The 22,707-nt window shown below is 45.4% G+C and carries 21 protein-coding genes; 8 read left to right on the forward strand and 13 right to left on the reverse strand.

The features are described from left to right. Window positions 1–1,242: a homoserine dehydrogenase gene (locus J3P40_RS13580; RefSeq protein WP_256006634.1), complete on the forward strand. Its 1,242-nt coding sequence runs from the start codon at window positions 1–3 to the stop codon at window positions 1,240–1,242. A 59-nt stretch (window positions 1,243–1,301) separates the two neighbouring features. Here J3P40_RS13580 and J3P40_RS13585 read toward each other — a convergent pair whose 3' ends face one another. The 3 genes from J3P40_RS13585 to J3P40_RS13595 are packed head-to-tail and all read right to left on the reverse strand — an operon-like array spanning window position 1,302 to window position 6,560. After that, on the reverse strand, window positions 1,302–2,597 hold the full coding sequence (locus J3P40_RS13585) for a dihydrolipoamide acetyltransferase family protein (RefSeq protein ID WP_256006636.1): 1,296 nt from the start codon (window positions 2,595–2,597) through the stop codon (window positions 1,302–1,304). A 56-nt stretch (window positions 2,598–2,653) separates the two neighbouring features. Beyond that, on the reverse strand, window positions 2,654–3,895 hold the full coding sequence (locus J3P40_RS13590) for a competence/damage-inducible protein A (RefSeq protein WP_256006638.1): 1,242 nt from the start codon (window positions 3,893–3,895) through the stop codon (window positions 2,654–2,656). Between the two features lies 1 nt (window position 3,896). Continuing rightward, window positions 3,897–6,560, reverse strand: coding sequence for a putative LPS assembly protein LptD (locus J3P40_RS13595; RefSeq protein WP_256006641.1), 2,664 nt, complete (start codon window positions 6,558–6,560; stop codon window positions 3,897–3,899). Window positions 6,561–6,625: 65 nt separating this feature from the next. Between J3P40_RS13595 and J3P40_RS13600 the strand changes: the two genes are divergently transcribed. Genes J3P40_RS13600 through J3P40_RS13610 form a run of 3 tightly spaced genes read left to right on the forward strand, consistent with a single transcriptional unit; the run spans window position 6,626 to window position 9,344 of the window. Continuing rightward, window positions 6,626–7,495: an N-acetylmuramoyl-L-alanine amidase family protein gene (locus tag J3P40_RS13600; RefSeq protein WP_370687732.1), complete on the forward strand. Its 870-nt coding sequence runs from the start codon at window positions 6,626–6,628 to the stop codon at window positions 7,493–7,495. 12 nt (window positions 7,496–7,507) lie between these two features. Beyond that, window positions 7,508–8,353 (forward strand): N-acetylmuramoyl-L-alanine amidase family protein, encoded by an 846-nt coding sequence (locus J3P40_RS13605; protein ID WP_256006647.1) that lies wholly within the window; start codon window positions 7,508–7,510, stop codon window positions 8,351–8,353. A gap of 43 nt (window positions 8,354–8,396) precedes the next feature. Continuing rightward, window positions 8,397–9,344 (forward strand): MlaD family protein, encoded by a 948-nt coding sequence (locus J3P40_RS13610; RefSeq protein ID WP_256006650.1) that lies wholly within the window; start codon window positions 8,397–8,399, stop codon window positions 9,342–9,344. A gap of 6 nt (window positions 9,345–9,350) precedes the next feature. On the opposite strand, the gene J3P40_RS13615 is transcribed toward J3P40_RS13610, so the two are convergent. Genes J3P40_RS13615 through J3P40_RS13630 form a run of 4 tightly spaced genes read right to left on the reverse strand, consistent with a single transcriptional unit; the run spans window position 9,351 to window position 12,594 of the window. Further along, window positions 9,351–10,262 (reverse strand): ribonuclease Z, encoded by a 912-nt coding sequence (locus tag J3P40_RS13615; protein ID WP_256007078.1) that lies wholly within the window; start codon window positions 10,260–10,262, stop codon window positions 9,351–9,353. After that, the gene (locus J3P40_RS13620; RefSeq protein WP_256006652.1) at window positions 10,252–10,647 is read right to left on the reverse strand and encodes an STAS domain-containing protein; all 396 of its coding nucleotides are present in this window, start codon (window positions 10,645–10,647) and stop codon (window positions 10,252–10,254) included. Before J3P40_RS13620 ends, J3P40_RS13615 begins: the two co-directional genes overlap by 11 nt. Window positions 10,648–10,649: 2 nt before the next feature. Continuing rightward, window positions 10,650–11,603, reverse strand: a complete 954-nt coding sequence (locus tag J3P40_RS13625; protein WP_256006655.1) for a phosphoribosylaminoimidazolesuccinocarboxamide synthase — start codon at window positions 11,601–11,603, stop codon at window positions 10,650–10,652. A 19-nt stretch (window positions 11,604–11,622) separates the two neighbouring features. Continuing rightward, the gene (locus J3P40_RS13630) at window positions 11,623–12,594 is read right to left on the reverse strand and encodes a PhoH family protein (RefSeq protein WP_256006658.1); all 972 of its coding nucleotides are present in this window, start codon (window positions 12,592–12,594) and stop codon (window positions 11,623–11,625) included. 102 nt (window positions 12,595–12,696) lie between these two features. Between J3P40_RS13630 and J3P40_RS13635 the strand changes: the two genes are divergently transcribed. Both J3P40_RS13635 and J3P40_RS13640 read left to right on the forward strand, forming a co-directional pair. After that, on the forward strand, window positions 12,697–13,476 hold the full coding sequence (locus tag J3P40_RS13635; RefSeq protein ID WP_256006659.1) for an SAM hydrolase/SAM-dependent halogenase family protein: 780 nt from the start codon (window positions 12,697–12,699) through the stop codon (window positions 13,474–13,476). A 43-nt stretch (window positions 13,477–13,519) separates the two neighbouring features. Next, window positions 13,520–14,029, forward strand: a complete 510-nt coding sequence (locus J3P40_RS13640; RefSeq protein ID WP_256006662.1) for a hypothetical protein — start codon at window positions 13,520–13,522, stop codon at window positions 14,027–14,029. A gap of 11 nt (window positions 14,030–14,040) precedes the next feature. Here J3P40_RS13640 and J3P40_RS13645 read toward each other — a convergent pair whose 3' ends face one another. The 6 genes from J3P40_RS13645 to rpsO all read right to left on the reverse strand — a co-directional run bounded on the left by J3P40_RS13645 (window position 14,041) and on the right by rpsO (window position 20,710). After that, a complete protein-coding gene (locus J3P40_RS13645) occupies window positions 14,041–15,285 on the reverse strand; it encodes a DUF1015 domain-containing protein (protein ID WP_256006665.1) in 1,245 nt (414 codons plus the stop codon). 37 nt (window positions 15,286–15,322) lie between these two features. Then, window positions 15,323–16,273, reverse strand: a complete 951-nt coding sequence (locus J3P40_RS13650) for a D-2-hydroxyacid dehydrogenase (RefSeq protein ID WP_256006668.1) — start codon at window positions 16,271–16,273, stop codon at window positions 15,323–15,325. Window positions 16,274–16,284: 11 nt separating this feature from the next. Then, complete coding sequence (serC, locus tag J3P40_RS13655; protein ID WP_256006671.1) at window positions 16,285–17,349, reverse strand: 3-phosphoserine/phosphohydroxythreonine transaminase; 1,065 nt, start codon at window positions 17,347–17,349, stop codon at window positions 16,285–16,287. A gap of 40 nt (window positions 17,350–17,389) precedes the next feature. After that, the gene (gene rpe / locus J3P40_RS13660) at window positions 17,390–18,067 is read right to left on the reverse strand and encodes a ribulose-phosphate 3-epimerase (protein ID WP_256006673.1); all 678 of its coding nucleotides are present in this window, start codon (window positions 18,065–18,067) and stop codon (window positions 17,390–17,392) included. A 68-nt stretch (window positions 18,068–18,135) separates the two neighbouring features. Beyond that, window positions 18,136–20,277, reverse strand: coding sequence for a polyribonucleotide nucleotidyltransferase (pnp, locus tag J3P40_RS13665; RefSeq protein ID WP_256006674.1), 2,142 nt, complete (start codon window positions 20,275–20,277; stop codon window positions 18,136–18,138). A gap of 154 nt (window positions 20,278–20,431) precedes the next feature. Further along, window positions 20,432–20,710: a 30S ribosomal protein S15 gene (gene rpsO, locus J3P40_RS13670; protein ID WP_256006675.1), complete on the reverse strand. Its 279-nt coding sequence runs from the start codon at window positions 20,708–20,710 to the stop codon at window positions 20,432–20,434. A gap of 135 nt (window positions 20,711–20,845) precedes the next feature. Between rpsO and J3P40_RS13675 the strand changes: the two genes are divergently transcribed. Next, window positions 20,846–21,265, forward strand: a complete 420-nt coding sequence (locus J3P40_RS13675; protein WP_256006676.1) for an acyl-CoA thioesterase — start codon at window positions 20,846–20,848, stop codon at window positions 21,263–21,265. Further along, the gene (locus J3P40_RS13680) at window positions 21,265–22,692 is read left to right on the forward strand and encodes an MATE family efflux transporter (protein ID WP_256006678.1); all 1,428 of its coding nucleotides are present in this window, start codon (window positions 21,265–21,267) and stop codon (window positions 22,690–22,692) included. The genes J3P40_RS13675 and J3P40_RS13680 overlap by 1 nt, the downstream gene beginning before the upstream one ends. Window positions 22,693–22,707 lie beyond the last annotated feature (15 nt).

Raw genomic sequence — 22,707 nt, forward strand, 5'->3', positions numbered from 1 at the left:
ATGAGCAAAAAACTTAAGATTGGCCTGTTTGGTTTTGGCGTGGTCGGACAAGGACTGCACGACATTATCCGCGGACAGGAACTTAACCTGGAGATTGTTAAGATAGCGATTAAAGACCCCTCAAAAAAACGCATATTAGATGCGCACCTTTTTACGACCGATCATGACGAAATTTTAAACAACCCAGAGATCAATACCATTGTAGAATTGATTGACGATGCCGACGTTGCTTTTAATATTGCAAAAAAAGCACTGACGAGCGGGAAGAACGTTGTATCGGCAAACAAAAAGATGATTGCGCATCATCTTGCTGAACTGGTCCAGCTTCAGGCAGACCACGGTACGTCGCTGCTATATGAAGGTGCTGTATGTGGTAGTATCCCAATAATCAGGAATCTGGAAGAGTATTACGACAACGAACTTCTGCACGGCATAAGCGGAATATTTAATGGTTCGTCGAACTATATCCTTTCCAAAATCTCTAATGACGGACTGGAATATGGCGTAGCACTAAAGCAAGCTCAGGACCTCGGGTTCGCTGAAACGAATCCGATATTGGATGTCGGCGGATACGATCCTAAGTTTAAGCTGGCCATTGCGACCGCTCATGCTTACGGCTTGTTTATTAACCCGGATAAGATCTTGAACGTTGGTATTCAAAACCTGTCTGACAACGACATCCGTTATGCGAGAGAGAAAAATCTCAGGATAAAGCTGGTACCAACAGCCAGGAAGATCAGCACAAAACAAATCGTGACTTACGTGCTCCCCAAGTTTGTTAAATCTGACGATTTTCTCTTTAACGTCGAGAACGAATATAATGGTGTGACCGTTCAGGCTGCCTTTGCGGATAAGCAATTTTTCTTTGGAAAAGGTGCTGGTGGTCACCCAACCGGCGCAGCAGTGTTATCGGATATTGCAGCCTTGCGGTACGACTATCGCTACGAGTATAAGAAATATCATCAGCACAATGGTTTGATACACACAGACAACGTCGACATTGAGGTTTACCTGCGTTACACGCATGAGTATACTATCGAGAAGCTTGGCATTAAGAACATCGTGGAACGTTTTGTTCGCGACGATTACAAATATGTGATCGGAAATGTAAATCTAAAGAGCCTGCTCGCAAATCGTGACTTGCTGGAGCAAAAGGACATTTTTATTGCTCATACAGGAAGGTATACATACACCGACGAGCAAATAAAAGCGGTTGTTGAAGAGGCTGTGCTGGCAAATTAACAACTAGGCCATAAAAAAGCCCCTTGATCCACAAGGGGCTTTTTTTATATCTCTAAAGCTTATATCTCACGCTCTATATCCCAGTTCTCCAGGTAATCCGCCACCCGTCGTACAAATGAGCCGCCTAATGCGCCATCTACCACGCGGTGATCATAGGAAAGTGATAAATACATCATATGGCGGATGGCTATGACATCCCCAAACTCAGTTTCCAGCACTGCTGGTTTTTTCTTAATGGCTCCAACAGCCAATATAGCTACCTGAGGCTGGTTAATGATCGGTGTGCCCATGACATTCCCAAAGGATCCTATATTTGTAAGCGTAAAAGTTCCGTTTTGCGTTTCATCCGGCTTCAGCTTTGAAGCCCTGGCCCTGAGCGCAAGATCGTTAACAGACTTGGTAAGCCCGACAAGATTGAACTGATCCGCGTTTTTTATCACCGGTACGATCAGGTTTCCTGAAGGCAAGGCTGCCGCCATTCCGATATTGATGTCTCTTTTTCTAACGATCTGTGATCCGTTAACGGTCACATTTATCATCGGGTAATCCTTGATAGCCTTAGTCACTGCCTCGATAAATAACGGTGTAAACGTTATTTTCTCCTTTTCACGCTGCTCAAACGTCTTTTTAACCTTCTCCCTCCACAAAACCATATTGGTCACATCCGCCTCAACAAAAGAGGTTACATGGGGAGATGTCTGTTTGCTCATTACCATATGATCAGCAATAAGCTTACGCATACGGTCCATCTCAATGATCTCTTCTCCAGCTGAGAGCAACGTCGAAACAGGCGCTCTTACCGGAGCCTCGGCGCTTGTATTCAAAACCGGAATGTCTTCTTGAATATTTTTGTTGTGCTGAACTTGACTACTTTGCCTTTGACGGATGTAAGAAAGCAGGTCGTCCTTAGTAAGGCGGCCTTCAGCTCCGCTGCCAGGTATATGATCAAGTTCCTCGTTGCTGATATTTTCCTCCGCCGCAATGCTCTTCACCAAAGGAGAGTAAAACCTTTCAGATACCGCCTTTACTCCAGGTATATCGTTAAGCGGCGGAAGATCAGCTGGCAGATCGTCTTCTGTTTCTTCCTGTTTTACCGGCGCACTAGTCACCTCACCTTCGATCTCAATAATGGCTATAATATCGCCCACCTGGGCCACCTCATCTTCCTTAAACAACTGGCTCACCAGCTTACCCGACACCGGAGAAGGAACCTCAGAATCTACCTTATCTGTCGCTATCTCGAGAACTATATCATCCACTTCTACCGCGTCACCTGGTTGCTTTGCCCATTTAATGACGGTGGCTTCTGCAACACTTTCCCCCATTTTTGGTAACAACAATTCGTATTGAGCCATTTTTTATTTCATGATTGGTATTGCAGGCAAAAGTAAAGTATTTTGAACACTTAAACCTAATCAGGGCCAAGTTCATTCAAAATCATACCTAAAGCGGCTACTGCAGAGCGTTCTATATTTTGCGTCCGCTTGTTTCCAAAAGTAAAAAGCCGCGCAACAACCTGCTGCTTGTTAGCTACCGCTATCCAAACGGTACCGACGGGTTTTCCCGGACTCGCACCATCAGGCCCTGCAATTCCGCTCACTGCAACGGCATAGTCCGTGTTAAATGTGCGGAGCGCTCCGGCAGCCATCTCGGTAACGGTTTCTTCGCTAACCGCCCCGTATCTTTCCAGGGTTTGCTCACTTACATCGAGTATCTTTATTTTCAATTCATTGGAGTAAACAACTCCACCACCCTTATATACAGCCGAACTTCCTGGATGCTGCGTAATCAGATGACCGATATACCCGCCGGTACAGCTCTCAGCAGTTGAAAGTGTCAGTCCCCGCTTCTCCATCGTATTCAGCATGGCTTTCTCAAGTGCAATATCTTCTAAGGCAGCTACATGCTTCTTCACCCGCTCCGCGATGCGCTGTGTGAACTCCATGATCTGACGGTCAAGAAGCGCACCTTCATATCCGCTTCCGCTTAAGCGGAGGCGCACCTGACCGAGCCGCGGCAGGTATGCAAGCTTGATATGTTCAGGCAGATCGTTTTCTATATCAGCTATTGCCTCGGCCAGAAAGGACTCGCCTATCCCGTAAGTCAGAATCGTTTTATGTACAATATGGGGCAGCTTGAACAAACTGACCAGCCTTGGAATGATCTCTTCCTCCATTAAATACATCATTTCAAACGGTACGCCAGGCATGGAAACAATAATACGCCCATTGTTCTCAAACCACATACACGGGGCTGTGCCCTGCTTATTCTGAATCACAGTACACCCCTCCGGCACATCGGCCTGGCCCATATTCGAATCGAGCATAGGTCGCTTTAACCGCTCAAAGAAGGTCCTGACATGTTGTAGCGTCTCTTCATCCCTACGCATTCCCATGTTAAAATACCTGGAAAGGGTGATTTTCGTTATATCATCTTTTGTGGGGCCCAACCCACCAGTGATCAATATTATGCCTGCGCGCTTTTCAGCTTCAGACAAAGCATCGATAATATGATCGGCCTGATCCGACACTGATGTAATTTGCTTTACCGCGATGCCCGCAAGATTGAGCTTTTGTGCCATCCAGGCGGAATTGGTGTCTACAATCTGGCCGATAAGAATCTCATCACCGATCGTTATTATTTCAGCTGTCATACTAGAAACGGGTGTAATAATTTTTCCGCTTACTCAGTTTTAGATCCTGCAACACAGAAGCCTTTACCTTTATATCGACTGAATAAGATTGGTACTGACCAAATGGAACCCAGCTAAAGCTCATGTCCCAGCAATGTAGATCGCGGTAAATAGAAAAAGAGGTTTGTGAAAAAGTGTTGGCTTTAAAATCCCATCCCGAATTGAATTGTACTTTCCATTTCGGCGTGATATTAGCATCGCCGTTGAAATTCAACGTATTGGTGATTGAGCCGTTCCGCCCTACTTCATCTGTGGCATATTGGAAACTGTAGCTGAATGCAAAGTTCCAGGGAATATTAAAGTCTACAAACGCATTCGGATCTCGGCTTACCCTGGCAAGTGCTTCTGCCTGTTCTTCAGTGATCCCTCGTTGTTGGGCAATCTCGTTGACTTCATCAATATTCTCGTTTCGTCGTTTCAACGCTTCGGGATTGAGACTGTAGTCGAAAGAAAAACCAAAGTTCGTGAGACGAGGCAAGCGACCCGCCTGCCAGGTATATCGATCTACCAAAACAGGTGTTTGCACACCATTAACAGTCTGAATTTCGACCTGATAAGGGTTCAACGTACCATTATAATTGATGCCTAGCTTCTCCGTAAACTGCGATCTGCCGCTGAAGTTAAGTCTTGACAGTTTAAAATTCTCCGCTAAAAAGTTATAAGATCCACTGATACCCAGACCCTGGATAATTGGAATCTTTTTCTCGCCTTTGCCTGTGGTATCGTTTGGCGTAAGAACCTTTGCTTCAACTGTGTTATCTAGCCCGAAGGATATTGATGCGTTTCGGCCTAATCCAGGACCACCGTATACTGCGCCTTCAAAGACGCTATATTTGATGAGCTCGCCACGCGAGTCGCGTACCTGGGAGCCATCCTCATATTGCGCAATCTTATAATACCCTCTGCTAGGATCCGAGAAATCAGGTGTGTAGCCGAAACTCACGCGGGGCGTCATTACATGTCTTAAGGCCTTAAAATTTCCGAACTTGGTAAATTGGGCGGTGCTATACACTTTTGTAGAAAGCCCCATGTTCAGGTCATATACCCCATTGCGCTTAAATCCCGGAATGGTGTCTATACGCGGAACGTGCGATCCGTTTACCACGCGGGTATAAGTCTTACTAATTGTCTGAAATGCCCATCTCTCCGTATAATTCACTCCAGTGTTAAAGTTGAAGTAATCAGCTATTGTAAATGCCATATTGATCGGAATCTGGTGGTTTACAGCATTCTGAAATTTGTTCAAAGATGAGCGCTTAAACAATTCACTTTCTATCGTGGTAATGCTGTTGCTGGCCTGCATGTTATAACCGACGGTAATCTTCTGATACCATTTTTGCTCCCCAACACGATCTGGAGAGTCGAAGGGGCTGAAAGTGGGTACCGACAGGCTTATATCAGGCAAACGGATGCTTACGGTCTGATTAAGCGTTTCCTGTGCTGCGTCGGCTGCTAGACTAAGGTTGATGCCGCTGTCGAAAACCCGGCCGTAAGAGATAGCGGAACGCAATGTGTTCTGAGCGATCCTCTCAAAATCATATGTAGTCCCCCCGGCCGTATTCCGGTTGTAACTTGCGGTTCCAGCATTTACTGAGGCTGAAAATGTCGTTCCCGGCCGTGCATTGGGATTCTGACTATGGCTCCATTGCAGATTAAAATCCTTCTTCGGGTCATACTCTGGAGTGCCCTCCAGTCCATACCGTGAATTTGAATAACTGAAATTGATATTACCGGTATACTTGTAACGTTTGATGTAGTTGGTCGCAACGTTAAGGTCGTATGAACCCCGGGTGTAGATAGTACCTGTTATACGCGCATCCCAGTAATCGCTTAATCCAAGATAATAACCCCCATCCCGTAAAAAGAACCCACGGGTGAAATCTTCGCCGGGTGAAGGAAGTATCACACCAGAAGACCGCTTGTTCGGCTTTGGAAAAAAGGCAAAAGGTAGACCAATGGGCAATGGCACGTCCTCAATTTTCAAATATACCGGACCGGTAATGATCTGATTTTCTGTAACGATACCTTTCGTGATATGTATACCAAAATGCGGGTGCGGCAGGTTGCATGTACTATAGGTTTGCCCCTGACTATGAATTTCATCGTCTGGCTGCTTCTTTGCACGGCCTCCCGTAAAAAATCCACCCTCCTGCTCCGTGAAAACGCCCCATATCTGGGCCTCCATAGTCTCGGTATTGTATCTTAGCGAGTCGGCCATTGAGGTACTTTGACCTTCCATTTTCAGGATTGGGCGCCCTACATACTTACCGCCCGGCGTCCAGGAGCCACGCGCAAAAAGCTGGTTCGTGCGACGGTTGTACTGGATATAATCTGCGTCAAGTTCAAAGCCCTGATAGGTCAAACGTGCTTTCCCGTAAAGATGCACAATATCATTCACCGGGTCCACCCGGGTCGAATCTTCAGCCCGGTGTTCAACTTTCTGACTGGCGGTTGTATCAGCAGCCCCTGTTTGTACGTTATTAACCTGGGGATTAGCTCGCTTTATGGTATCAATCTTGGTCGTGTCCTGTTGCCAAAAGGATTCAGAAACAGCGTAAGAGCGTTTACTAACCGAAGCTAATGAAACTGTTAAACTAAGAAAAATGATGTACCGTAAAAGTTTCAAATTCGTGGTGAATAGTTATTTTTGCATTAATGTTTAATCCAAAACGTTCAAAATTAATGAAAAATATGCCATTGCTTAGACCAAATAAGCTTTTGGTCATATTTATTTGCATTTTTGGACTTACATTAACTGGTAATCAAGCTTTTACACAGGAATACAAAATCAAAACTATCGTACTTGACGCTGGTCACGGCGGCAAAGATGGGGCTACCCGCGGAGTTTATTCCACTGAGAAAGATGTGGCGTTGAAGACGGCGCTCCGTTTGGGTGCAGCAATTCAGGAAACCCTGAAAGATGTGAAGGTTATATATACCCGTACCGACGACACATTCGTTCCCCTGTATGAGCGTATTGGCATGGCGAATAAGGCGCACGCAGACCTGTTTATTTCAATACATTGTAACGACATGCCGCTGATTAGGACAACTCAGGTGACAGGCTATAAGAAGAACAGTAAGGGAAAACGCGTTCCGATTACGCGTGCGGTCTACAAAAAAAGCACTTCCACCCGTGGCGTGGAAACCTTCGTATCGGGTATGGGCCGACTGGACGAACAGGATGAGGTGATTAAACGCGAAAATGCTGCTATCTTCCTTGAGGAGAATTATAAAGAAAATTATGAGGGTTTTGACCCCGACAATCCTGAAAGCGCAATCATATTGTCCCTGTTAAAGAATACTTTTCGTACTCAGAGCTTAAGGTTAGCAAAGCTAATCCAGAATGAATATGTTAGCGTAGGGCGGGTTAACCGCGGCGTACAGGAAAAGAGCCTGGCAGTGCTTGCCCGTGCCGGAATGCCTGCGGTACTTACAGAAATTGGCTTCATCAGTAATCCGGAGGAAGAAGATTATATGAACTCCGAGGCCGGACAAATTGAAATAACAAATAATTTACTTAACGCAATCATTAATTATAGGAAAAACCTGGAAGGATAATTAGAGAACATTATGAGATTGAAAAAAGCCGTACAATTTTTGCCGTTACTTTTACTATTTTACTCATTTCAAAGCGCTTTCTCACAATCATATAAAGTAAAAACCATTGTTATTGATGCCGGACATGGCGGCAACAAACCCGGTGCCCGGGGCAGCTTTTCTGTAGAAAAAGACGTTGCCCTTCAGGTGGCACTTAAGCTAGGCCGGAAAATCGAAGAGGAACTCCCGGACGTAAAAGTGCTCTACACCCGAAAAACGGATGTGGATGTGGATTTCTACAAACGCGCCGCCCTGGCAAATGACAACCATGCCGACCTCTTCATTTCTATCCATTGCAACTCCATGCCCAACCGACGGGTGATAACCGGATACAAGCGGTTGAAAAGCGGAAAAAAAACACCGGTATACGGTTACGTTAAGAACACCACAACAAGAGGAACTGAAACGTTTGTAGCCGGTTCACACCGTTTAAACGAACAGGATGCCGCTATTCGTGAAAATGAGGACATTAAGCTCGAGAAAAATTACAAGGAAAACTACAACGGCTACGATCCCAAAGATCCCGAAACATTTATTATCTTATCTTTGTTTAAGAACTTGTTTAGAGACAAAAGCTTAAAGCTTGCCCGTCTTATTCAGGATAATTACCGGAATGACGATAAAAGAGTTGATAGAGGAGTAAAGGAACAGGGGCTGTTGATCCTACAGCGCTGCGGACTGCCCGCAGTACTTACTGAGATAGGATTCATATCTCACCCCGAGGAAGAAAAGTATATCAACTCGGAGGCTGGCCAGGCTGAAATTGTGAACTCAATTTTTAAAGCGATTAAAACCTATAAAAAGGAAACCGAGGTATAGCACAACGCTTCCTGCGCATCCAAACCATATAAATTAACACTAAATGAAGATAAAAAACGAAACAAAAGTTGGTATACTTGCGGCCTTTTCCATTGCCGTTTTAATCATAGGTTATAACTTTTTGAAAGGTAACTCCATCTTTAGCAGCGAGACAGTTTTGTATGCCAGATATTCCCGTGTAGAAGGACTCGCCGTATCTAAGCCCGTACTTGTAAACGGTTTCCAGATTGGCCGGGTCGACGAGTTGCAACTGCAACCCGATGGATCTATACTTGCTACACTGAAAATTAAAGGCAAATACGAGATTCCCCGTACCAGCATTGCACGTTTGGAAAGCACAGATCTTTTAGGCAGTAAAGCTATAGTAATGGAGCTTGGACCGGGAAGTAATTTTGCAGTTGACGGGGATACGCTGAATGCCAATGTGGAGAAAGGGCTAATGGAAGCGGTACAGCCAGTGCAAAAGAAGGCCGAGGTAATCATCGGAAAGATGGACTCCATCCTTACCAGCGTAAATGCTATACTGAACCCAAATTTTCAAAGGAATGTCGACCGAAGTTTCACAAGTATAGCAGCAACCCTTTCTTCGCTTGAGGCCACTTCAAAAAAGGTAGACAATCTCGTTGGTTCTGAAGGTTCGCGCATATCGGCCATATTGGCCAATGTTGAAGCAATTTCTGCCAACCTCAGACAAAACAATCAGAAAATTTCAGGGATCCTGAATAACATCAGCAGTGTTACCGATCAGGTTGCAGCGTCAAACTTCAAACAAACGATTGACAATGCGAATAAAGCTATGACTGATCTTCAGTTGATCGTAGGCAAGATAAATAGCGGAGAGGGCTCCTTAGGTTTGCTGATCAATGACAAGCAGATGTATGAAAACCTGAATAATGCTTCTAAAAATCTCGACGCCTTGATGATTGATTTGAAGCAGAACCCTAAGCGGTATGTTCATTTCTCTGTTTTCGGTGGCGGCAACAAAGATTAGCGCGGCTTAGATAGAAAAGGTATTACCTTCAATAGCCAGTTCAGTTTGTTCGAATACTGACCTGGCCTCATCCAACAATGGCTGAAGCACCTTGTATCTGGAGGAAAAGTGCCCGATAAGCAACTTCCGGGCTCCTGTGAGCTCCGCAATCTGGGCCGCCTGCAAAGCAGTCGTGTGATGAGTTTCGTTTGCCCTGCTCAGCATCTCGTGCAGAAAAGTAGCCTCATGATATAACGTATCGCAGTCCTTGATATTGGCGAAATAAGATTCATCCATAAGGGTATCCGAACAATAGCCATAACTTTTAGGCCGGTCTGGATCGGCGGTATAATCGCTGTTTAAAAAGACTTTCCCATTTGGCAAAGTAAGGTCGAGCCCCCGCTTTAGCAATGGGTAGTATTCGACAGCAACGCCCTCGGCCTCCAAACGGTCTACCAGCAGGCGCCTAAGCCGCTTCTTTTGATTAAATCTGAACCCTGTACATGGAATGCGATGATTCAGTACAAAGGTCTCGACACTCAGGTCTGAATTTTCAAATATCAACTCAGCCGTCTCAGTGTTAGTGGCATGAAAATCTATCTGATAACGCAACACAGTCTCTGAGTGTAAGAATTGTAACTGTAAAATCTCCAGGAGTGCCGGCGGACCAAACAAATGCAAGGGTTTTATTCTGCCATTCAGGTGCAGACTGGACAGGAGGCCAATCAAACCAAAATAATGATCACCGTGCAGATGACTAATAAAAATATAGTCTATTTTACTCGCCTTAAAACCGTACCTGATGAGTTGTTGCTGTGTACCTTCTCCACAATCTATCAGATAAAATTTCTCATTACAGTTCAGCAGTTGCGCCGTCGGATTTCTGTTGTAAATTGGTGTTGCAGAACTGCTTCCCAAAATGGTCACTTCAAACTTCATCATCAGTATCTCTGCCCCCCAGCAACTCCCGTTCAATCTCATTCATGAAGATGAGGTCTTCCGCCTCTTCCATCCTGCCTACAATGGTCAGCGACTCATCCAGGTTTGACAACTGAACAATACTACTTAGATTTTCGTTCAGCCCTGTGACAATGAATAAGCCCTTCTGCTTTTTACACAGGCGGTCGCCGGCAAGCAAACAACTCAAATCCTGAGCATCATCGCAATGTTCTACGGCCGATAGATCCAAAACAATATTGCTGTATCCCTGACTGTTCAGCGCTATAACTTCCGACTTCAACCGGGGAGTATTGTCGTTAGTTAACGCAGGCTCGTGAAGCTTCAGAACGACGTACTTATCATGTCTATCAAGAGAGAATTCCATAACTATTGGTTTAGCAATTCCTGCAAGGATTGATTAACATTTTGCTCAATACGGCTTAAAATATCGCCCGATTCTGCTTTCACAAAACGGTCGCCTGTTATTTGCTCGTAAAGCTCAATATACCTGTCCGATATGGAATTAATGATATTCGGCGTCATCTCAGGAACGCTCTGTCCCTCTTTACCCTGAAAACCGTTCTCAATAAGCCATTTCCGAACGAATTCTTTAGACAACTGCTTTTGAGGTTCACCCATTTCCTGGCGCTCTTCGTACCCCTCCAGGTAAAAATATCTGGACGAATCTGGGGTGTGAATCTCATCGATGAGGAAAATATCCTCACCCGACTTGCCAAACTCATATTTCGTATCCACCAGGATAAGACCGCGCTCCGCAGCGATCTGTACCCCTCTCTGGTAAAGCGCATAAGTGTATTCTTCGAGCTTTGCATAATCCGCTAAAGACACGATACCCTTCGCCAGAATATCGTCTTTCGAAATATCTTCATCATGACCAACCGCCGCCTTGGTTGTAGGCGTTATAATGGGAACCGGCAGCTTATCATTCTCCTTCAAACCTTCCGGCAAACTAACGCCGCAAATACTCCGCTTTCCTGCCTGATACTCTCTCCAGGCATGCCCGGCCAGATAACCCCTGATCACCATTTCAACTTTAAAAGGCTCACAAATACGGCCTATCGTCACCATCTCATCTGGCGTGCTGATCACCCAGTTCGGAACGATGTCGCTTGTGGCAGCCAGGAACTTGGCCGCGATTTGATTAAGTACCTGACCCTTAAATGGAATTGCCTCCGGTAGAACCACATCAAACGCGGATATACGGTCGGAAACTACCATGACCATAAAACGATTATCTATCGTGTACACGTCACGTACCTTACCTTTATAAAATGCCGTTTGCCCTGAAAAACTGAAATTTGTTTCTTTTATTGCTCTCATCTATAAAACCGTATGTTCTTTATTGTATATCGCCGTAAGCTTTCAAAATCCGCTTAACCAGTTTGTGCCTCACCACATCCTCTCCGGTCAGATAGATAATATCAATTCCGGGTATATCCGCCAGTATCCGCAGTCCGTTGTGGAGGCCCGACATCTGCTTTTTCGGCAAATCTACCTGGGTTACATCGCCCGTCACGATAAATTTAGCCGATGGTCCCATACGGGTAAGAAACATTTTGAGCTGCAGGTCTGTCGCGTTCTGCGCCTCATCCAGGATAACAAAACAATTATCCAGTGTCCTGCCGCGCATAAATGCCAGTGGTGCAATCTCTATGGTTCTATTCTCAATATAGGTCCTCAATTTTTCCGCAGGTATCATATCATCGAGCGCATCGTACAAAGGACGAAGATAAGGGTCAACCTTCTCTTTCAGGTCGCCAGGCAGAAAACCAAGGCTCTCGCCGGCCTCAACCGCCGGCCTGGTCAAGATGATGCGTTTGATCTCTTTATTTTTTAAAGCACGCACAGCAAGTGCCACTGCGGTATAGGTTTTACCGGTTCCGGCCGGACCAATAGCAAAAAGCACATCATTCTTTTTGATGCTGTCCACCATTCTCCTTTGATTAGCGGTCCTTGCTTTAACCAGTAGGCCGTTTGTGCCAAACACGATAACTTCACCACCCCCACTGCCACCGGCTGCAGCCTTTTCGCCGGCAGGTTCAGCACCTAAGCGCCCCCCTGCACCAGCCAATATACTTTCCACATCGCCCGCACTCAAAGCGCTGAACTTTTCCAGATGGCCGATCAGGCTGTTATATTTCAGCTCGAACGCCTTCTGCTCCATTTCGTCGCCCAGTACCTTCACCTCGTTACCTCTCGCTACTATTTTCAGCTTCGGAAAGGCGTTCTTAATGAGCTCGTAGTGCTCATTGTTGGCCCCCCAAAACTGCACCGGATCAACCGATTCTAATGTTAATTTCAGTTCGTTCAAAATATTGTTTTTTTGATTGGAGTGTATATTCTAATATAAAAGTTGAATATTTGTACGCGACTTGACGCCTACGCAAGATTAAGAATAAATATTTAATTTTTAATGGCCATCATAACATTAACGACAGATTTAGGTTCTAAAGATTTCTATCAAGCCGCCCTAAAAGGAAGCATTTTAAGCATCCTGCCAAGCGCTCAGATCGTTGATGTAACACACGAAGTTCCTTCCTTCAATATTTCCTACGCAGCCTTCGTATTAAAGAACGTTTACCCCTACTTTCCAAAGGGATCAGTACATCTGATCGGTATCGATTCCGTCTACAACGAAAACACCAGGTATGTAGCTCTAAAACACAACGATCATTATTTTGTTGGCGCCGATAACGGAATATTTTCTCTGCTGTTCGACGACAAGCCTGAAACCATTGTTGAGTTGAATATCATGCAAGATTTAAAATATCTTCATTTTCCGCTGGTGGATATTTTTGTGAAAGCAGCTGTGCATCTTGCCAAAGGAAACAAGCTAAAAGATATCGGCCTGCCTGTGGAGGGAATTGAACAGAGAATGCTTCTCCACCCGGTTATCGAACGCGATATTATCAGGGGCAGTGTGATCTATATTGACACATTTTGTAACGTCATCACCAATATTACGAAAGACCTATTTACCAGAATACAGCGGAACCGGGATTTTACCCTCTATTTCAGAAAAAGCGAGACCATTACCCAGCTTAGCTGGCACTATAACGAAGTACCGGAAGGCGAAAAGCTCTGTCTGTTTGGCATAAGCAATCATCTTGAAATAGCCATCAATAAAGGTAAGGCAAGCGGCCTCCTGGGATTGCACCTTGGCGATATCGTGCGGGTAGAATTTCACCCATAAAGCAAGGGCACAGAGTTTGCTCTATGCTACCCAAACTTTTAGTATGCTTAAACATCTGCTCAGCCTTATCCTTACTTGTTTTGTAATACCCGCCTTTGCCACTCAGGCCGACACCAGCGCCTATCATTTGCAGCGACTTAAAGTTAACGCGCTTTTGGCAGAACGAAGCTCGAGGTTTGGTCAGTACGACGAGAGCTTGAGTAAAAGAACCGGCATTTTCGGTCTGCAAACCAAACAAGACATTAAAAACTCAAACGACATCCTTCGTCAAATTGTCCTGAACGATAACAACATTTTTAAGGAGTTAAAAATCCTGATGGATTATAAAGATCAGCAATATCAGCAAGTACAACGGACCGCGGCAGACATGAACAGCCGCCTTGAGAACTACCGGGCGTCGATTAAAAAGCTACAGGACGAAAACGAACGCTTGAAACAAGACACCGGAGGCAGCGACTGGAGGTCAATTGGGTTGGTAGCTTTTTTCGCCCTGATTATCTCATGGATAGTATTCTTTTACAAATTCAACAGAAAAGGAAGACCAGTTACCTGAATCAAGTCCTCTCAATTGAAATAATTAGTCAGCAGCCCGACAGGGAACTTCGGCTCCACCCAGGTAGACTTTGGCGGCATAATGCCGTCAGCATCAGCAACTGCCATCACCTGATGAACCGAAGGCGGATGTAAAGTGAAGACCACGCTGAATATACCCTGATCGACCCTCTGCTGCAATACATGCACGGGTACACGTCCACCTTCAAATGCAATCCTCGGATCTGTTCTCGGATCACAAATACCTAATATCGGGTCCAGAATATTCTTTTGCAGGATGGTGACATCAAGCGAGTCTACCGGATCATCGGCATCAAATATCCCCGGCTTTGGCCTAAGCTTATACCATTGCTTATTCAGGTACATACCGATCTCATGTCTGCTTTCAGGTCTTACCGCACGGTCGGCCTCCTCCACAAAAAAAGATGCTTGAACAGCCGTTAAAAACTGTGACGGCGACAAATTCCCAAGATCACGAACCAACCTGTTAAATTCCAAAACCCTCACCTCGTCGGTGTTCATATAAGCCGTCGTGAAGTAATTATATGGCTCAGCACCCGTATGCCGTTTCACATTTAATGCCCGCTTTTGTAAACCCATCTTCACCATAGATGCCGCACGGTGATGCCCATCAGCGATATAGACACAAGACATATTTTCGAAAGCAGTTTCAATAGTTTTTATGTCCTCCGCATCCCTTACGGCCCATACTTCATGCAGGGTGCTATCAGACATCGATAGCTTCAGATCAGACGCCAGACGAATGTAAGCGCCGACAACCTTTTCAATTGCTGCATCAGGCGGATAAGTAACCAATACAGGGTTAGCATCCAGACCAGTGTGCTGTAAGTAGTCGGCAAGTGCCTGTTCCCTGCGCTCAACGGTCGACTCATGCTTTCTGATCAAACCATCTGCATAATCGTTGATATGTGTCAACGTCCAGATGCCGGTCTGACTGAGCCCGTCATGTGTCACCCGGTACACATAGATAGCAGGACTTATATCCGGTACTAAAACGTGATTTTCAAGAAACTTCTCCACGTTTTCGCCTATTGTTTTATAAATAAGCTCTTGCCGGGTACCGCGCAGATAAGGATTGTCCAGTTCCGGATCTATCAGATGCAGGAAGCTATATCTGTTTTCTGATGTGATCATCCTGGCCTCGTCTGCGGAATAATTTTCCAGGGGATGCGTCACAACCCGCTCTTGCAGGTCCGTCGCAGGTATAAGCGCACAAAAAGGTTTAATCCTTGGCATACTGGCGGAAAATAAAACGGGGCAAACGCCCCGTTTCTTATGAGTTAAAATGTTCGATAATGAGTGTAGCGAGTTCCGTACCAATACGCTCTTGGGCCTCATTCGTTGAGGCACCTATATGCGGAGTTAAAGATATTTTGCTATGCTCAAGCACTGCTCTTGACGGCGTAGGCTCATTGTCAAATACGTCCAGTCCGGCAAATGCTACCTGACCGCTATCTAGGGCGGTGATAAGCGCCTGCTCATCAATAGTACCGCCTCTTGAACAATTCACAATACCTACACCTTTCTTCATCTTTTCAAATTCCGAAGCACCCAAAATAGGCTTATCCGCAAACGGTGTATGCAGACTGATAAAATCACTGCCTGAAATCACGTCATCTAGCGATACTGTCTTAACCGGAATATCGACCTGTACGCCGCCCTGCAGCGAAAGTGTCAGTTTCCCGTCGAACGGATAAAGGTCATATGCCAGCACATTCATACCCAGGCCAAGTGCCACAGTTGCCGTTTCACGACCAATTCTTCCAAATCCGATGATGCCTATGGTTTTACCACGGAGTTCGATACCCTTGGCATAAGCCTTCTTAAGCGCATTGAATTTACTATCGCCATCAACCGGCATTTTCCGGTTGGCGTCCTGAAGGAACCTAACGCCGGTAAATAAATGCGCAAACACAAGTTCAGCAACCGACAGAGAAGAGGCTGCTGGCGTATTTACAACAGCCACACCCTTGCTTCTCGCATATTCTACATCGATATTATCCATGCCCACGCCCCCGCGACCAATCAGCTTGATATTCGGACATTGGTCTATTAATTCTTTACGAACCTGAGTGGCACTACGTACAGTAATGGCATCATAATTTTTCAAGGCTTCCGCCAGTTTATCCTGAGGCACAGTTTCCGTATCAACTACAAAACCAGCCTGTTCTAACAACATTTTTCCGATCGGGTCAATCCCATCGTTTGCAAGTATCCTAACCATTTAATCTTATTTTATTGATGTTTTTCCGCAAAAACCTGCATTAATTCAACCAGAGCGTGTACACTTGTAATCGGTAACGCATTATACATCGATGCCCTGAAACCGCCAACACTGCGATGGCCCTTCAAGCCCTCGATGCCATTTTCTTCCACAAACTTCAGGAAGGGCTTTTCCAGCTCCTTATTCTCCATCACAAAGCAAACGTTCATCCTCGACCTGTCTTCTACGGCACAGGTGCCTTTAAACAATGGATTTCTGTCGATCTCTTTATACAAAGCATCAGCCTTCGCTTTATTTTCCTTCTCAATTTCCGCAATGCCTCCTTTAGATTTGAGCCAGCGCAGGTTAAGCATAGCTACATATATCGAGAAAACCGGCGGAGTGTTATACATTGAGCCACCCTCAATATGAACCTGATAATCGAGCATGGAAGGTATTTTCCTGCCTGAACGGCCAAGGATGTCATCCTTTACAATCGCGATAGTAAGCCCCGCAGGGCCAATATTCTTTTGCGCTCCGGCGTAAATCAGACCGAATTTCGATACGTCGATAACCCGGCTCATAATATCAGACGACATGTCGCATACTACCGGAACATCTGTTTCCGGGAAACTAAACATTTCTGTGCCATATATAGTGTTGTTAGAGGTACAATGGAAATAAGCACTATCGGCGGGTATATCATATTCCTTTGGCACATGAGTGTAATTGGAAGCTTTTGAAGAAGCCACGATGTTCGCTGTCCCGAAAGCGGCAACCTCCTTGATGGCCTTACTTGCCCAAACCCCTGTATCCAGGTAACTGGCAGTTTTCCCCTCGGGCAACAAATTCATAGGCACCATAGAAAACTGCAAACTGGCACCTCCCTGCAATAAAACTACAGAATATCCTGAAGGAACATTCAGTAATTCCTTCACCAATCTGGTGGTCTCTTCTACAACATTTTCGAACTCTGATGTACGGTGCGAAATCTCAAGGATCGATAAACCATCCTTAAAATCAAGTACCGCTTGCGATGCTTGTTTAAATACTTCTTGAGGTAAAATACATGGGCCTGCGCCGAAATTGTGTCTCATTTTTTTTTGGTTATTTATAATGGTGGTAAATGTAATATATTTATGCCTTTCGGTGGTTGTAAAATTTGAGATCTGCGATCATTTGTTCAGGAGAATCCGCACCAAAAATGGAGTTGCCAGCTACCAGCACGTCTGCGCCAGCCATCACCAGGTCAGGCAGGTTTGCCATTCCGATACCGCCGTCTACTTCAATAACGAGTTCAGGGTTCAGCCGTTCTGCCATGGCTCGCAGTTCACGAACCTTATTCAGCGCGTTCGGAATAAATTTTTGTCCGCCAAAACCGGGGTTTACCGACATCACAAGCGCAAGATCCAGATCAGGTAAAATGTCCTTAAGCAAGGCCGTAGGGGTATGCGGATTTATCGCCACGCCAGCCTTGCAGCCTGTTGAACGTATTAATTCCACGACGCGATGAAGATGCACGCATGCTTCATAGTGTACCGTAATCACAGCGGCACCACCCTCAGCAAAACGTTCGATATAGCGCTCCGGGCTTTCGATCATGAGATGAACATCCAGGGGCTTTTGGGCATAGGCTTTTAATACTTCGAGTACAGGAAAACCAAATGAAATATTGGGTACAAAAACACCGTCCATAATATCCACATGAAACCAATCAGCTTCACTGGAATTAATCATTTGGATATCCTTTAACAAGTTACCAAAATCAGCAGAAAGTACAGACGGGGCAATGAGGTGATTAGGATTGATATTCATTGTGCTAATATAAAATAACGATTTGTGATAACAGAAAAGCCCCGCGCAGGCGAGGCTTTTTCATGTGTTTATGCTTGCGGAGACGCAGCCTCAGGCTTTGGCGGACGAGGCAATAAAACTTTTCTGGAAAGTTTCATCTTGCCTTGCTTATCGATGTCCAGCAACTTAACCGTTACTTTTTCACCCTCCTTGAAAACTCCGTCCATAGTCTCCAGGCGTTTCCAGTCTATTTCTGAAATGTGCAGCAGACCGTCTTTACCAGGCATGATTTCCACAAATGCACCAAATGGCATAATAGATTTCACCTTACCTTCGTAAGTCGCGCCGATCTCCGGCTTGGCAGCAATCGCATTAATACGGCCTACAGCAGCATCTATCGAAGCCTTGTTATCCGCAAAGATCTCAACGATACCTTTGTTACCAACCTCTTCTATTGAAATGGTAGCACCTGTTTCGCGCTGCATCTCCTGAATGATCTTACCACCTGGTCCGATCACTGCACCGATAAATTCCTTATCTATGCTCAGTGATACAATACGCGGAGCATGATCTTTGTAATCCTCACGAGGCTCAGCAATGGTCTTCTTCATCTCGTTAAGAATATGCAAACGCGCTTCCTTGGCCTGGTCTAACGCATTCTTCAAAACCTCCCATTTTAAGCCATTGATCTTCAAATCCATCTGGCAGGCAACAATTCCTTTTTCCGTACCAGTTACTTTAAAGTCCATGTCGCCGAGGTGATCCTCATCACCAAGAATATCAGAAAGGATCGCATATTTACCGGTTTTCTCATCGGTGATCAATCCCATAGCAATACCAGATACCGGCGCCTTGATTTTCACACCAGCATCCATCAGCGCAAGCGTACCAGCACATACAGTAGCCATAGAAGAAGAACCGTTAGATTCCAGGATATCAGAAACGATACGAATTGTGTATGGATTTTCTTCAAGGCCTGGCAATACCTTTTTCAATGAACGCATGGCCAGGTTACCATGACCGATCTCACGACGGCCTGCTCCCCTGTTCGGGCGAACCTCACCGGTTGAAAATCCAGGGAAGTTATAATGAAGCATGAATTTGTTATAACCGTTGATGAAAGCACCATCGATCATCTGCTCATCATCCTTAGAACCCAAAGTCACCGTAGTAAGCGATTGCGTTTCACCACGCGTAAATACGGCAGAGCCGTGTGCAGCAGGCAGATAACCTACTTCGCTCCAGATCGGGCGAACAGTACGCACGTCACGGCCATCCAAACGGATGCCTTCATCAAGAACCAGGTTGCGGATGGCATCATACTGCACATCGTGAAAATATTTCTTGGCAAGGAATCCGGTTACATCATCAATATCTTCACCTAATGTTGTAATGAAGTCCATGAGGACCTCACCAAATGCGTTACCTCTTTCGTGCTTTGCAGATGCAGTCTTAGCAATTGCATACACTTTATCGTACGTGGCTGCATACACTTGATCCCTAAGCTCCGGATTACTTTCTTCATGAGAGTAAACACGTTTTTCAGTTTTGCCGGCAAGCTCGGCAAGCTCCTTCTGAGCCTGAACCTGTATAACAATTGCTTTATGTGCAAACTCGATCGCTTCAACCATTTCAGCTTCAGAAATCTCATCAGCCTCACCTTCTACCATCACGATGTCACGCTCTGTACCAGCTACAAGGAAATCCATTGTTGCACGCTCCAGATCACTTACATAAGGATTAACTACCAGTTTACCATCTATACGTGCCACGCGAACTTCCGAGATCGGTCCGTTAAAAGGGATATCAGAAACAGCAATAGCCGCAGATGCCGCAAGACCGGCCAGACAGTCAGGCATTACATTTTTATCAGATGAAATCAGGGAAATCATCACTTGAGTATCCGAGTGGTAGTCCTCCGGAAACATCGGGCGCAACGCGCGGTCTACCAAACGGGAAATTAGAACTTCATAGTCAGATAACCTGGCCTCACGGCGCAGGAAGCCTCCGGGTATGCGGCCTGCAGCAGCATATTTTTCCTGGTAATCGACAGATAATGGTAAAAAATCAATACCTGCCTTAGCATCCGGTGTTGAAACTACAGTAGCAAGAAGCATGGTGTCACCCATTCTAACAACTACAGACCCATCGGCCTGTTTAGCCAGCTTACCGGTTTCAATTTCAATTGTCCGCCCGTCACCCAGGTCGAACGATTTTTTTATTACATTCATTTAAAAATTATTATGGTATGTCTTCCTCTTTCTTACATACCGGATTTATATATATTACTTTTTGTTTGCAAACTTAGATAAAAGGCCAATCATTTTAGCTATGAAATTAAAAAAGCCATTCCCTGAAGAATGGCTTTTCCTGATATAAGTAGTTCTACTTGATGATATCCCTCAAACCTAAGTTCTTGATGATAGCACGGTAGCGCTCAATATCTTTTTTGTACAGATAAGCCAGTATACCCCGGCGTTTACCTACAAGCTTCTGAAGCGCAAGCTGCGTAGAAAAATCCTTACGGTTTTTCTTCAAGTGCTCAGTTAAGTGCGCAATACGGTACGTAAATAACGCTACCTGACCTTCTGCAGAACCTGTGTTGGTTTCTGTCTCGCCGTGTTGTTTAAAGATTTCGGCCTTCTTTTCTTTACTTAAATACATTCTTGAATGGTACTAAAGTGTTTGTTAATTAATTAATTCGCCGCAAAGATAAGCTAAGTTTTAACAATTAACAAGCGCTTTCCGATTAACCTGCTCATCATAAGTGTATAATTGGTAACTTTACGCGAACCATATATGGAAAAGAACGACTACAGCATATTCGAAAGCGAACTAAAAGTGCGCCCCGATGATATCGACATGTTCAACCATGTCCACAACAGCAAATATTTCGACTACGTGCTGGCCGCACGTTATGAACAAATGAGTGAGTTTTATAAGATGCCAATGGAATCCTTCCTCAGCAACGGCTATGGCTGGGTTGTGCGCACTGCGCTTGTCGAGTTTAAGCGCCCGCTTATTCTTGGCGATGTGATCAGCGTCCGCACCGGCATCCTCACCATCAACGAAAAAGGCTGCCGTGTTCAATTTGAGATTCTTAATAAACGTACAGGAAAAGTGGCGTCCGACGGATGGTTCGATTATGTGATGATTGATATCAACACCGGAAAAGGCTGTAAAGTAACGCCCGAAATGATTGCCGCATACTCAGTCTGATGAAAACAAATGAAACTGTAAAAGCCGGAAACCTTACTAAAATGTTCCGGCTTATCAAACAATCCATTCAGGGCGAAGAACTGGATTTCACCACCGGGAGTATACGGCGTGCCGTAGTGCTGCTCGCCATACCGATGATGCTTGAAATGGCTATGGAATCGGTATTTGCATTGGTAGACCTTTATTTCGTTGGGCACTTGCACAACAGCAGTCACGCCATACAAACCGTAGGGCTAACGGAGTCGGTACTTACCATAATTTACTCGCTTGCCATAGGCATGAGCATGGCAGCTACAGCGGTTGTTGCGCGCCGTATAGGCGAGAAAGATCCGGTAGCCGCAGCAAAAGCAGGTGTGCAGGCTATCATTATTGCCTTTGGCCTGACGGTGCTGATCAGTATTGGAGGCTTAATTTACGCAAGAGAAATCCTGCTGCTCATGGGAGCATCAGAGGAGACCGCCAGCCAGGGCACACCCTTTATCCGCATCATGATGGGCGGAAGTATCATTATCGTAATGCTATTCCTCATCAACGGTATATTTAGGGGCGCGGGCAACGCCGCCATCGCTATGAAAAGCCTGTGGATTGCCAATATCGCCAACATCATTTTTTGTCCGATCCTGATCAACGGACTTGGTCCTATACCTGCGTTCGGTCTTACGGGAGCTGCTATAGCTACCACACTCGGTCGCGGAATTGGTGTATGCTATCAGGTCTACCATCTATCGAGCGGAAAACAATTGTTAAAGCTTAAGCTAAGCTATTTTAAACCCCATTGGGAACAAATTAAAACCTTACTCAAAATTGCTACCCCTGGCATATTTCAATTTGTCATCGCTTCATGCAGCTGGATATTCCTGGCGCAACTCGTAGCCACTACAGGAAGCGATCACGGCTCGGCCGGGTATCAGACCGCTTTACGTTTAATGATGTTCTTTATGCTTCCGGCATGGGGACTCAGCAATGCCGCAGCTACACTTGTGGGGCAGAACCTTGGCGCGAAGCAGCTCGCCAGGGCGGAAAGATCTGTTTTCACCACCGCCAGGTACGTTACAATTTACATGGTGATCGTGATGCTTATAACCTTCCTCTTGGGCCGGCAACTGGTTGCTTTCTTTACCAACGATAACCTTATACAGGAGGTAGCCTATCAGGCACTGATCATCATCAGTGCAGGCTACGTATTTTACGGACTTGGAATGGTGCTTATCAGTACATTTAATGGAGCGGGCGATACCTGGACACCTACCCGGGTCAACTTTTTTGGCTTCTGGCTTTTTCAGATTCCCCTGGCTTATGTACTGGCCAAATATTTCAGTATGGGCCCCACAGGAGTCTTTTTTGCCATACCAGTTGCCGAGACAGGTATAGCGATAGCCGGATATTTATTGTTCAAACGTGGGAAATGGAAAACCATTAAGGTTTAGCCTTTTTTCTTTATA

The organism is Pedobacter deserti (assembly GCF_024436415.1).
GTDB lineage: Bacteria > Bacteroidota > Bacteroidia > Sphingobacteriales > Sphingobacteriaceae > Pedobacter > Pedobacter faecalis.

Excerpts from the sequence above, each read along its gene's own strand:
- J3P40_RS13580 (WP_256006634.1), top strand. The coding sequence starts at position 1 with ATGAGCAAAAAACTTAAGATTGGCCTGTTTGGTTTTGGCGTGGTCGGA.
- J3P40_RS13585 (WP_256006636.1), bottom strand. The coding sequence starts at position 2,597 with ATGGCTCAATACGAATTGTTGTTACCAAAAATGGGGGAAAGTGTTGCA.
- J3P40_RS13590 (WP_256006638.1), bottom strand. The coding sequence starts at position 3,895 with ATGACAGCTGAAATAATAACGATCGGTGATGAGATTCTTATCGGCCAG.
- J3P40_RS13600 (WP_370687732.1), top strand. The coding sequence starts at position 6,626 with ATGCCATTGCTTAGACCAAATAAGCTTTTGGTCATATTTATTTGCATT.
- J3P40_RS13605 (WP_256006647.1), top strand. The coding sequence starts at position 7,508 with ATGAGATTGAAAAAAGCCGTACAATTTTTGCCGTTACTTTTACTATTT.
- J3P40_RS13610 (WP_256006650.1), top strand. The coding sequence starts at position 8,397 with ATGAAGATAAAAAACGAAACAAAAGTTGGTATACTTGCGGCCTTTTCC.
- J3P40_RS13615 (WP_256007078.1), bottom strand. The coding sequence starts at position 10,262 with ATGAAGTTTGAAGTGACCATTTTGGGAAGCAGTTCTGCAACACCAATT.
- J3P40_RS13620 (WP_256006652.1), bottom strand. The coding sequence starts at position 10,647 with ATGGAATTCTCTCTTGATAGACATGATAAGTACGTCGTTCTGAAGCTT.
- J3P40_RS13625 (WP_256006655.1), bottom strand. The coding sequence starts at position 11,603 with ATGAGAGCAATAAAAGAAACAAATTTCAGTTTTTCAGGGCAAACGGCA.
- J3P40_RS13635 (WP_256006659.1), top strand. The coding sequence starts at position 12,697 with ATGGCCATCATAACATTAACGACAGATTTAGGTTCTAAAGATTTCTAT.
- J3P40_RS13640 (WP_256006662.1), top strand. The coding sequence starts at position 13,520 with ATGCTTAAACATCTGCTCAGCCTTATCCTTACTTGTTTTGTAATACCC.
- J3P40_RS13645 (WP_256006665.1), bottom strand. The coding sequence starts at position 15,285 with ATGCCAAGGATTAAACCTTTTTGTGCGCTTATACCTGCGACGGACCTG.
- J3P40_RS13650 (WP_256006668.1), bottom strand. The coding sequence starts at position 16,273 with ATGGTTAGGATACTTGCAAACGATGGGATTGACCCGATCGGAAAAATG.
- serC (WP_256006671.1), bottom strand. The coding sequence starts at position 17,349 with ATGAGACACAATTTCGGCGCAGGCCCATGTATTTTACCTCAAGAAGTA.
- rpe (WP_256006673.1), bottom strand. The coding sequence starts at position 18,067 with ATGAATATCAATCCTAATCACCTCATTGCCCCGTCTGTACTTTCTGCT.
- pnp (WP_256006674.1), bottom strand. The coding sequence starts at position 20,277 with ATGAATGTAATAAAAAAATCGTTCGACCTGGGTGACGGGCGGACAATT.
- rpsO (WP_256006675.1), bottom strand. The coding sequence starts at position 20,710 with ATGTATTTAAGTAAAGAAAAGAAGGCCGAAATCTTTAAACAACACGGC.
- J3P40_RS13675 (WP_256006676.1), top strand. The coding sequence starts at position 20,846 with ATGGAAAAGAACGACTACAGCATATTCGAAAGCGAACTAAAAGTGCGC.
- J3P40_RS13680 (WP_256006678.1), top strand. The coding sequence starts at position 21,265 with ATGAAAACAAATGAAACTGTAAAAGCCGGAAACCTTACTAAAATGTTC.